Annotated in this window: 6 protein-coding genes; 1 reads left to right on the top strand and 5 read right to left on the bottom strand. The window is 38.8% G+C overall.

Annotated features, from left to right (window positions below; genetic code table 11):
• From BUB52_RS14470 to BUB52_RS14450, 5 genes are all read right to left on the bottom strand, one after another.
• The coding region (locus tag BUB52_RS14470) for an SDR family oxidoreductase (RefSeq protein ID WP_073212681.1) at positions 1-805 on the bottom strand (805 nt) is incomplete at its 3' end.
• A gap of 70 nt (positions 806-875) precedes the next feature.
• Complete coding sequence (locus BUB52_RS14465; protein WP_009120219.1) at positions 876-3,251, bottom strand: alginate lyase family protein; 2,376 nt, start codon at positions 3,249-3,251, stop codon at positions 876-878.
• A 196-nt stretch (positions 3,252-3,447) separates the two neighbouring features.
• Positions 3,448-4,017: a hypothetical protein gene (locus tag BUB52_RS14460; protein ID WP_009120220.1), complete on the bottom strand. Its 570-nt coding sequence runs from the start codon at positions 4,015-4,017 to the stop codon at positions 3,448-3,450.
• Positions 4,018-4,037: 20 nt separating this feature from the next.
• Positions 4,038-5,711 (bottom strand): RagB/SusD family nutrient uptake outer membrane protein, encoded by a 1,674-nt coding sequence (locus BUB52_RS14455; RefSeq protein ID WP_039950131.1) that lies wholly within the window; start codon positions 5,709-5,711, stop codon positions 4,038-4,040.
• Between the two features lie 25 nt (positions 5,712-5,736).
• A complete protein-coding gene (locus BUB52_RS14450; protein ID WP_009120222.1) occupies positions 5,737-8,865 on the bottom strand; it encodes a SusC/RagA family TonB-linked outer membrane protein in 3,129 nt (1,042 codons plus the stop codon).
• A gap of 296 nt (positions 8,866-9,161) precedes the next feature.
• On the opposite strand from BUB52_RS14450, the gene BUB52_RS14445 reads away from it, so the two are divergent.
• Positions 9,162-12,011, top strand: a complete 2,850-nt coding sequence (locus BUB52_RS14445; RefSeq protein WP_039950121.1) for a ligand-binding sensor domain-containing protein — start codon at positions 9,162-9,164, stop codon at positions 12,009-12,011.
• Positions 12,012-12,015 lie beyond the last annotated feature (4 nt).

Below are 12,015 nucleotides of genomic sequence, written 5' to 3'. Positions count from 1 at the left end.
TTGAGAAGGCGTCGAAACCTCCGTCCACTACCGAGAGCGCTCCGGTCACGAAGCTGGAAGCGTCACTGATGAGGTAGTGAATGGTTCCGAAGAGTTCTTCCGGTTCCGCGAAGCGTCCGCACGGTGTGTGCGCGATGATGGTCTTTGCGCGGTCTGTATACGAACCGTCGGGATTGGTGAGGAGCGCACGGTTCTGGTTGGTAAGCAGGAATCCCGGAACGATGGCGTTCACACGGAGCTCAGGGCTGAACTTGGTTGCCAGCTCGGTTGCCATATAGCGGGTATAGTTGCCGATGGCTGCCTTGGCGGAGCCGTAACCTACCACGCGCGTCAGCGGACGGAGAGCGGATTCGGAGCAGAAGTTAACGATGGCGCCCTTCTTGTTCTTTGCCATGACGTCTACGAACACCATGGTGGGGAGTACCGTACCGAAGAGGTTCAGGTCTACGACTTTGCGGAATGCGTCCACATCCAGGTCGAGCATGGTCTTGTCCGGAGCGATGGTAGCGCCCGGCATATTGCCGCCTGCGGCGTTCAGCAGCACGTCGATGGTGCCGAAACGTTCGAGTATGGCTTTCTTGTTTTCTTCCAGCACTTCCTTGTTCAGTACGTCGGTTACGAGGAACAGCGCTTCGGACTTTTGGTTAAGTTCGGCTTCCAGTTCCCTGCCCGCTTCTTCCACACGGTCCAGAACTACGATTTTGGCTCCTTGTTCGGCCAGATAGTTCGCGATGTTTCTTCCCAGAATACCGCAACCGCCTGTCAGGACGATTACCTTGTCTTTGATGTCGAATAAGTTTTTCATGATTTATGTATTTAGTTAATTATATGGATGCGCATTTCTTTTGGTTTGTGTTGCAAAGATATGGAATTAATTATTCTTTTACTATTGGAAGTGTATCAGAATTTATATGATTTGTATCAAGCATTCTTTTTCTGGCCAGTGCTTCCAAATAGTAGTAGTCAGCATAGGAGAGTGGTACATCGATTTCATCTCCTCCCGGATAATGTCCGGTAGAATGAAGTAATAGGAATCCATAGGCCGTTTCTGATTGAGCTTGGTAATCTTTATTGAGGCTGTCTACTATTTTGTTTGCAAGCTTTTTATATCGCCGGCTGTCATTTGCGGATACGTAGGTGGAAAGCTCATATAAGGCGGATGCCATAATGGCTGCTGCCGATACATCTCTTGGTGTGTTGGGTATATCAGGAGCTTTCATATCCCAATATGGAATCAGGTCTTCCGGTAGGTTAGGAAGTCCGAAGAAAAAGTCTGCGATATGTTGTGCTTGTTTCAGGTAATCTGAGTTTTTGGTAAAGCGATAACACATGGTATATCCATATAATCCCCAACCTTGTCCGCGGCTCCAGAAAGAGTCGTCAGAGAAACCTTGTGCAGTTTGCCGGGCGCGGACTGCACCTGTCTTAGAATCATAATCTACTACATGATAGGAAGAGTAGTCCGGGCGGAAATGATTCTTCATAGTGGTATTGGCATGATTTACTGCTATCTGATGGTAAATGGAGTCTCCTGTTTCTTGTGTTGCCCGGAAAAGCATCTCAAGATTCATTAAGTTATCAATAATAACAGGATACTGCCATTTGTCACGGTTATGATCCCAAGAACGGATACATTTTACCTTTGGATTATAACGTGTAATTAGTGTTTTAGCGCTTTGTAGTACTACGTCTTTATAAGAACGTTCTCCGGTCAGTTCCCAAGCTTTTCCGAAGCTGTTGTTTATCATGAAACCAAGATCGTGTGTACCCTTATGCCATTTGGATTCTTCTATAGGCCAGGTGAAGCTGATGGCTTGCTGACGCCAGTAATCATCGTGGGTGTAGGCATATATTTGCCATAGAGAGCCGGGAAAGAATCCTGAACACCAGTCATGCGGATGTATCATACGTAACGAACCGTCTTTATTGATACTACGTGGTGTTACACGTTTTTTACATTGATTCTCTTGCTCTTTTTTAGCTTTGTTTGCGCACTCTATAGCAAAGTGGAGCTGTTTACAAGCGAAAGCATATGCATTATCCACTTCGTCAGGCTGCATATAAAGCAGGTTGAAACGATCTTTCCAATCAATGATGCGGTTGGCATTATATAACTGAAGATAATCTTGACGTTCCGGGTTCAAATAAACGGCGCAGCGATATAGGTCTTTACAGAATTCCTGCTGTTTGTAATCCCATTCGCTGATTTGCTGGTAAGGCCATTCTTTAACGTCTTTACCTACATATTGTACAAGGAAGTCCATGGCTTTATAAAAATTACGACCATCTGCCGAGGTAGCGTTATCAATATGAATATTGATTTTCCGTGCCATGAGGAAGATGTCAATTAAGTGTGTCAGGTTGTATTGAGAATATCCAAAGGCAAGAGTACGTCGCAACTCTTGCGGTTGCCGGCCATCTGGTTCTATTTGAGTAAAAATCCGTCTTGCAGGTATCGCATTGATAATTTCTGTAGCTATTTTTATATTTCCCGAATATAGAGCGAAGGCGATAGCTTGAGCATCGTGCGCTGTACTATGATTGTTGGCTTGGTTGGCTTCTTCTTGTCCCTGCGGACTGTTTAGTATCCAGTGGAGCAATTTACCAAACCATACTTTTAATCGTTTAGCATCTTTTGAGGTAAATGATTTGGATTGCTCCAGCAGTTTTACCGCATCCAGCATTTCTACAAAAGAGTAAGTGTCTATGACACCGTAACAGCGTCCTTTGTTGTTATTACGGCCGGGTATCATTTGGGCGTATTCCAAATTGGGATTCATGTATGTATCTTTGTTGAAGAACCATACACGGATCAGTTCCGTTGCTTTTTGCGCGTATTTTTCATCTTCACTAAAATACCATGCCAATGAAAGGGTCGTGATACGGCTGGCTGTGCTTCCCAAACGATTACGATCCAATTTATCGAGTTCGGGATTGGATACTCCGTCACGGCTAATATATGGCAGGCCGTCCGGTTTAGAGGGATCGGGCCAATAATAACGTGCCTGGCTCATGTAATCATGCTTGTTTCCGCTTCCTGGCGTTTTCTCTTTCATCATGACGGAGAGAGGTTGCACGTTCAATAACTTATCAGCTTCAGACTTTAATTCTTGATAAGCACTTGCATAGAATGGATTTTGTAACGATTGTTTTACATTCTCAAGATGTGCTGTATTCCAAATGGATTGTGCTTGTAATTTGATAGTCAACAGTAATAAAACGACTATCCATAGCTCTATTTTTAATCTCATGCTGTTTTTGTTTTAAAGTTAGTACGTTTCTATGATTTTGTGCATTAAAAAGTATGTTCTAACAGTCGGGCAGAATCATCTAGAAGTTATCTAATTTGTTCGGTTAAAAAAGAGAGACGGAAATCAGGATGAATCATAAATTTCCGCCTCTCTAACCCTAAGTACAATCTTTATATCTTAAAAAAGGCCTACAAAACTATTTTATATAGACCGTTACATAGTAGTTTTCACTAAATGCACGTACTTCATATTCATTTGTTTTGGTAATAGTCGTAGAGCTAACATCGGTTGCGTCAATTGTTTTATTAGGATCATAAGTGAGCACGCGAATAGCCCCTTTTGTTCCATTTAAAGCTTTGATATAGACATTCTGGCTACCTTTTATGGCATTAGGCCAAGTCATGCTGTATCCGCCATTATTATCCGGAGACAACACATTACCATCTTTATCTACTACCTGGTAATCGGTTCCACATACTAACTGAGGAATGGTATTACCTTCGTCTTGTGGAATAGGTGAGGTATAATAAGCTACTACCGGGCTATAAGAACGCGAATAGGCACTGAAAAAATAAGTCGGAATAGCTACTGTCTCTCCCTGGTTTACATTGTATTGAAGTTCATTTCCACCAGGAAATTGTACATTCCCCAAACCGTAATAGTAAATATGTTCCATTGCTGGATTATTATTGCTCCATTCTTCGTCACAACTTATAAATAAACTGCAAATAACAGTATAAACGAATAAAGTTATTATCTTTTTCATAATTCTGATAACGTTTTTAGTTAGTTATTTTTTGCATTGCCCCACTTGGGATTTTGTTTAATATTATTTCCGGATAAGGCTATCTCTTCACTTGGAATGGGATACAGGTAATCACGTTCGGGATCAAAACTTCTGGACTCAGCTTCTTCCAGAACGTAGATATTACTTTGATCATATACCTTTTCGCCTTTAAACATACCGTTGGCTTCTGTTATTTTCCCTACCATTTCGGCCTCGGTTTTAGTACTTTCACCTGGTTTATATACAAGACCTAGGATGGTTACGGGAAGCACTTTTTCTGCTGTTTTCCAACGAATAATATCATCGTAGTGTAAATTTTCATCGATAAACTCTACCATTCTTTCCCGCCGAATCTCATCTAGCATGTTTAATTGATGTGCTAATACAAACTCATTGGTCAGATCTACATTAAACCCTACACGTTGTCTGAGTAAGTTTACAGTGTCGTCTAATTTGGGATTACTAATGCTTCCATCTCGTTCGTAAAGAGCTTCTGCATAGGAGATGAGGATTTCCGCATACCGGATAATCATTTTATCATTGCTTCCGCTATTGCTTTGGTCTTCTTCAAGTATGAACCCTTTTTTGATTGCATAGCCAAAAGGATGGTTCTGGCTATTTGTTTCAAAGGGTTTATAGGGGCCTTTATAGGCTTTCTCATTTACATGGTAGATGGTCATAGCAAGACGTGGGTCGCGGTTAATAAAGATATCATCAATGCTAATATCGGTAAGAGGTCTTACTTGTGATTTTTCCCGTGGAAGTCCATCTGTATAAAGAAAATTATCCAACATGTTGCGTGTCATGGAAACCGTACTTTCCAATTCACGGGAGTTATTGTGGTTGATAGTTCCTAATGGGCCATATACTTTTACAAATATGTTTTCTTTATTCTGACGGCCTTCTCCATCGTGCAAAAATAATTTTTCAAATCCGTTTTGATAAAGTTCATGGTCTTTTCTGATATAAATCATTTCTTCGGCTGCATCGATTGCTTTCTGTAAATGCGCTTTATAATCTCCACCGGGAGTTTGATGATATTTTTTGTGGGTACCTTCATATAATCCGATACGCACAATCATGCCCAATGCTGCCGATTGCGAAACACGTCCCCAGTCACCTTCAGGAATATCATCAATTTCCGGCAAATGTTGGAGTGCAAAGTCTAAATCTTCATAACATTGTTGTATTACGGTCTCACGTGGATCACGTCCGCGTTTAATATCCGGATCGCTGGTTGTATCGAAGGCTTTTAAAATCAGAGGTACGTCACCGTATTTCTTTACTAAGTCAAAATAGTGGTAGGCACGAAAGAAAAATGCTTCTGCTAACCAACGGTCTTTTATGGTTTGCTCAACAGGTACATTTTTACCTTTTGCGATAATATTATTACAAACAGCAATCTTTTCGTATGGATCACTCCAATCACTGGCTGTTCCTGGTACGCTACGATTTCCACTAGAGACCCCATTTTGGCTCTTTCCCTCTAATTCTTCCGAACGTTGATCGTGTGAAAAACCGGGTAAATCAATATAGAGTTTATTACAGGCGCCTCGTAAATCAGTTTCTGATTTCCAAAAATTGGAATCGGCTAAATCAGTTTCCGGTTCTCGATCCAGTGTACAACCTGTCATCAAGAATATTCCTGCTAATAGTATAAATATCTTTTTCATGTTAATGTCTATAATTTGTTGTGTTTTAGAATGATACATTTAAGCCGACAGTCCAGGTACGGAAGAAAGGATAGACATCCCTTCCGGGTGTATTACCTACTTCCGGGTCGTAAATGGAAAGCAGATTGCTATGCTCCCATATATCTTCTCCTGTTACATACACCCTTAACCGGTTAATATATTTCTTGAATACAGGTATCGTATATCCTAATGTTATGTTTTTTAAACGGATATAAGCGCCGCTTTGGATCCATTTATCTGAGGCTTTATAGTTGAAATCATTACCTTTGTTGTTATATATGCGTGGCCAGTATGCGTTTGGATTATCTTCAGTCCAGTAGTCACGATGAATTGTCCAAGGCATGTCAGCGGTGTTGTAAAGTGGACATATGGCAGAACCTTCTAACAAAACGGAACGTTTGCCTACTCCTTGGAACATTACGGAAATATCAAATCCTTTCCATTGAGCCGCCAAATTTAGTCCGTATAGATAACGCCCGTTGGTATTACCTAAATAAACCAAGTCTCCCGGGTCTTCTGGAGTGGCGCCACCTACACCGATTTCATGGTCTGCCTTGCCTTGTGCTACATATTTGACATCACCGCCTGCAATCTTACCATCATTGAATGATTTATAGCCAGGGTGGTCTTTTTTATATTGTAGATACTCTTCACGGCTTGTCCAGTATCCATCAGTGACATAACCCCATAAAGAATTCATCTCATAACCTTCTAACAGGTCTACAGTACCGGCTTTAATAGTACTTGCACCGTCATATTGTACCAATTTGTTTTGGCTATCAGAGATATTGAATGAAACTTGATAGTTTATATCTTTAATTTTATCTTTCCAGCTGATGTTGAAATCCCATCCCCAGGTTTTCAATTTTCCTACGTTCATTTTGGGCACACCGATACCAATTTGACTGGGTAATTGAAGTGAAGAAAGCATGTCGTTGTTGTATTTCCAATAGTATTCGAAACTTCCGCTTAAACGATTGTTGAATAAACCGAAATCAATACCTAAGTTCGTTGTTTCAATGACTTCCCAAGTTTTATCTTTTGCGGCAAGATTTTCTTGGTAATAGGCTTTTTCGGCAATGTAGCTTTCATCTTTTAACATTGGCATATAGTCGTATAATCCTAAAACAGCGCCGTTACCAAGCTGTCCCCATGATGCACGCACTTTCAAATTACTGATAAAGTCTAAATTAAACCATGATTCTTCATTCATACGCCAAGCTGCCGAAACAGAGGGGAATGCTCTCCAACGCTTACTGGGATCCAATCGCGAACTGCCATCATAGCGGACATTGGCCTCTAAGAGGTAACGCTCTTTAAAATTATAGTTTACTCGTCCAAAATAAGACATCATAGACCAAGGTTCTATTTTATCACTCAGTTCTGAATTTGTCGCTATGGAAGTATCATAAGCATTAAAAGAGAAAAAGTCATTGGAATTCATGTTTTTGGCTGTTGCGGACATTTCATCATTACGATAATTTTCATAAGATGTACCTGCTAAGATGTTGAAGTTATGTATGCCTTGCAAATCGAAAGTATAGTTTACAGTAGCTTCCAATACATCATGATAGTTAGAACTTTTTTTCTTATTCAGAGAATTGTTAGTTTCGTATTTTTGTTGTTCTTTGACATGCACTCTATCGTACCACAAAAGCGTACGTTTAACCGTAGCTTCTGAACTATAGCCGGCCTTACGAGATGCGCTTAGATTAATGCGTAGTCCTTTGATAAAATCTTTTATGGTCAAATTAGCTTTACCGATGAACGCTTCATATTTCGTATCTTTACCGCCACCATGTTGCATAATGTCAATTGGATTCTTGTGTAAATCTCCATTATAAATGCTACCGCTTTCATCCATTACATCGATATAGTTAGTGGGAACATAGACCGGTTGACGTCCGCGATTACCATATAACATTTTAAATATATCATCGGCGCCGGTAGCTGGTGATTCTATTGTTCTAGATTGGTATTGTACATTAATACCTAAATCTATGTATTTGTTAATGCGTGTATCTATTTTGGCATGTAAATTATAGCGGTCACTGCTGTCCGGTCCATATTTTAGTAAACCATTTTTGGTGAAAAAATTGGCTGATAACATATACTTGATATTTTTGCTACCACCGCTTACAGATACTGCATGGCTCTGTTGTGTAGTAAAATCTTTAGTTCCTTCATCTAACCAGTTGTAAGCATCAAAATAGTCCCAACGTCCATTAGACAGTGGACGGTAATTGAAGTTTGGATTTCCAACCCATGATGCTTTTTCTGCAGTCCATTCAGGCGCGCCACTGGCGGCAATACGACTTTGGTCAATGAAATATTGCTCTTCCCAAGCAGGCAAGCGTTCTGGCATGTTTCCAGGAGTGTTGAAAGCGAAATAGCCGTTATAGCTGATTCTTGGTTTTCCTTCTTCTCCTGTTTTTGTTGTGATTAATACAACGCCAGCCGCTGCGCGGGCGCCATATATAGCGCAAGAAGCGGCATCCTTTAGAACGGAAATGGACTCAATATCATTAGGATTTAATAAAGTCATATCTCCTTCTACACCATCAATTAACACTAATGTCGACGTGGAATTGGCGGAAGAAAAACCACGGATACGCATACCGGATGATTCACTACCGGGTTGACCGCTATTACGCAGGATAGCGACTCCTGGCATTTCACCTTGCAAGGCCGACATAACATCAGAAGAAGGTTTGGCTGCAATCTGATCACCGTCAATGGCCGATACGGAACCAGACAAATTGACTTTCTTTTGTACACCATAACCTACAACAACAACTTCCTGCAAGGTTTCACTATCTTCTTTTAATTTAATGATCCCTTGTGCAGCGGATGATGGTAATTCTACTGTTTGGTATCCAATATAAGAGAAGATAATAGTAGATTCATTGGCTACTCGCAATGAATAATTGCCATCCATATCAGTGATGGCGCCATTAGTAGTTCCTTTCTCTTGGATAGAAACACCAATGAGACTTTCATTAGTTGTTGCATCTATAACCTTGCCTTTGATACTAATACTGTTTTGAGCAAAGGTTTCTGCACTAAAAAGGAAAAACATACAGCATAGAGACAGTAGCTGTATAACTTCCCAGGAGAAGATTTTTTTTCTCATGATACATAGATTTAATTAATTATAAATTTTGCATTTGCATGGAACAAAAATAGGACTCTATAGTGATAGATGTGTGATGAGCTACTACATCAAAAATTTCTCTTAAGGTGTTATTAACTACATCAATACTTTCTTTTGTGTTTTATATATTATTGATAAATAGTGATTTATATAAAATAAATAATACGTCTGACTTCCTGATTTTTGAGTAGGTTATATGTTTTTACTTTATTTTATTGATAAGCTCTTCCTTTATTATTATTTTTGCTCTGTAGAAGTAAGACTAATCTAATATTATGAGGAGATTGATGTTTTTTTATATATTATTACTATTGTGCTTGCCGGCCAAAGCCAGTTGGCAACGTACGATTACAAATTATGCCCGTCATTCGTATAAGGCAGCCTCTCAGAATTGGATGATAATGCAGAGTAAAACCGGTTGGATGTATTTTGCCAACAACAAAGGATTGTTAGAGTTTGATGGAGTAAATTGGGCTGTTTACCCTATTCACAATGCAAAGATGCGTACTGTAAAAGCTGGAGAGGATGGACGTATTTATGTAGGCGGCCTTCAACAATTTGGTTATTTTGTTCCGAATAAATTAGGGCGTTTAGATTATGTTTGTCTTTCAGACAGTATTGATAAGCATATGATAGGTAATATATGGAATATACATATTGCTGGCAATAGAATATATTTTCAGTCAGATCATGCTATTTTTTATCTAGAGAAAGAACGTCTTCATCAAATAGCTTGTCGTGACATAATTTATTCTGCTTTGGTAGATAAACGTCTCTATGTAGCTGGAAATGGATTGTCAGTTTTAAATGGTGATACATTGTTGCAGTTACCGAATTCTACATCATATATAAATAATATGTCTAAAAGGATTGTTGGCATATTCCCTTATCAAAATAAACTCTTATTAGTGAGTAATCAGCATGGATTGTTTCTCTATGAGAATGGTACATTTGTTCCGTTTCGTTCGACCGCAGATGAATTCTTGAAAAAAAACCGGCTTCGCTGCGCTACGATGAAAGGGCCTTTATTAGCATTGGGAACAGTTCAGAATGGTTTGTTATTATTGAATTTGGATACAGGGAGTACCGAACATATTTCTACGCATAACGGTTTGCAAAATAAAGCTATACTTTCTTTGTTTTTTGATAGAGAAGAAAATCTTTGGTTGGGATTAGACAACGGCATCGATTGTGTTCATTTACATTCACCTGCTTTTCAAAATAGTACGCCAATAGGAAGTGGGTATACTTCATGTTTATACAAAAATAAGCTTTATTTAGGAACGAATCAAGGTGTTTTTATTGCAGATTATCCTTTAGGACTGAATAAAGAGCAAGAAATAAAGCCTCTTGAGGGAATGGTAGGGCAAATTTATTCATTATCTGTCTATGATGACAAGTTATTCTGTGCGGGAAGTAACTCTTTAGGAGTATTAGATGATAATGAATTTTATATTATACCCAATATACGTGGAGGATGGTGGGTGAAATCGTTACGGCTGAAAGATAAGCTATTAGTGGCTACCTATACTGGATTTTATATATTAAAGAAAGTTGGTACTCGCTGGCAGGTTGACAAAAAAGTGTCAGGGCGTATGTATTCTTCTAAAAGTCTATATATAGAGCCGTTGACCAATGCTTTGTGGACTGCTAATAAAGAAGGCGGGTTACATCGTATTCTTTTGTCTCTAGATGGAGATTCTATTATAAAGGAAAAATGCTATAACTTTGAAGAATTACCTGCGGGTGATAATGTATGTATAAATTCCATTAATCACGAGATCGTAATCGCATCTCGTCAAGGGCTCTTTCGTTATAATCAACTAAGAGATTGTTTAGAAAGATATGATTCTTTAGAGAATAAATTAGATGGTAGGACGGCCTATACATATATTATGCAGGATTCCTTACTGAATATTTGGTATACGGTAGATGGTGCACTTAAGTTACTACGATATGATTCCGGACAAAAGCAATACTATCGTAATGGGAATGAAGTTTATTTTAAAGATTGTTTGATAGAAGACTTTGAGGATATTAATGTCATATCTGAAGATGAAGCAATAATTGGCATGGAAGAAGGATTTTCCTCATTACATTTCAAACAGGAACGGATAAAAAAATACCCGTTGAACTTACAAATTAGATATGTATATTTACGAGGAGTGGAAGATTCTTTAATATATGGGCATAATTATCTTCCCCATAATAAGTATTTAAAGATTCCATATAAGCATAATTCTATTCGTATAGAGTATTGTGCTAATAATTATGATAAATCTATTGTTTTATTGTACTCTTGCAGATTGGAAGGACCATTCTCTGAGCCTTGGAGTCAATTCGGAGGAAGTACTACTAAAGAATATGCAGCTTTGCCCGAAGGGAAGTATACATTTTATGTTCGTACGAGTATCGATCAGAAAGAACCGGTAACAACATCTTTTTCTTTTGAGATATTACCGCCCTGGTATCGTACTTGGTGGAGTTATTTATTGTATGCTTGTCTTATGATACTAACGTTGTTTTATGTTTATCATAGACTTGTGGCCGGACGGAAACGTTTGCTTATGCAAAAAGAATTTGAACTTTATCGACAAAAACAAGAGTTTAAAAAAGAGAGCGATTTAAAAGATCAGAAAATTAATTCTTTAAAAGAAGAAAAATTACAGTCTGAATTACGATATAAGTCTGAGGAATTAATTCGTAGTACATTAAATATTGTACGGAAAAATGAAATGCTATTAGAAATCAAAAAAGAAGTGTTGGGCATTTCGCATTCTATCAGTGAAGAAAATCTTGTTTCATTGCGTCGTAAGGCACTTCGACTGTTGGGACAAATAGGGACGAATATTGAGCACGATGATGACTTGCAAGCCTTTCAAAGTACTTTTGATACGGTACATCATAATTTCTTTCAAAGGTTAGAAGCGGCTTATCCGGAATTGAACCATAAAGATAAAATGCTTTGTGCTTATATAAAGATGAATTTGCTTTCTAAAGAGATAGCTCCACTATTGAATATTTCTTTGCGTGGTGTGGAGATTAGTCGTTATCGTTTGCGCAAAAAATTAAATTTGGCAGAAGGAGAAAATTTAGCAGAGTTTTTGCAGAAGTTTTCAAAATAGTAAC

It is taken from the genome of Bacteroides clarus YIT 12056 (assembly GCF_900129655.1).
In the GTDB taxonomy this organism is placed as follows: Bacteria; Bacteroidota; Bacteroidia; order Bacteroidales; family Bacteroidaceae; genus Bacteroides; species Bacteroides clarus.
Note: the sequence above shows the minus strand (reverse complement) of the source record. Positions and strands in the feature narration are given on the sequence as shown.

What these genes read in the sequence shown, in the direction of transcription:
- BUB52_RS14465 (WP_009120219.1), bottom strand. Translation starts at nt 3,251, where the DNA reads ATGAGATTAAAAATAGAGCTATGGATAGTCGTTTTATTACTGTTGACT.
- BUB52_RS14450 (WP_009120222.1), bottom strand. Translation starts at nt 8,865, where the DNA reads ATGAGAAAAAAAATCTTCTCCTGGGAAGTTATACAGCTACTGTCTCTA.
- BUB52_RS14460 (WP_009120220.1), bottom strand. Translation starts at nt 4,017, where the DNA reads ATGAAAAAGATAATAACTTTATTCGTTTATACTGTTATTTGCAGTTTA.
- BUB52_RS14445 (WP_039950121.1), top strand. Translation starts at nt 9,162, where the DNA reads ATGAGGAGATTGATGTTTTTTTATATATTATTACTATTGTGCTTGCCG.
- BUB52_RS14455 (WP_039950131.1), bottom strand. Translation starts at nt 5,711, where the DNA reads ATGAAAAAGATATTTATACTATTAGCAGGAATATTCTTGATGACAGGT.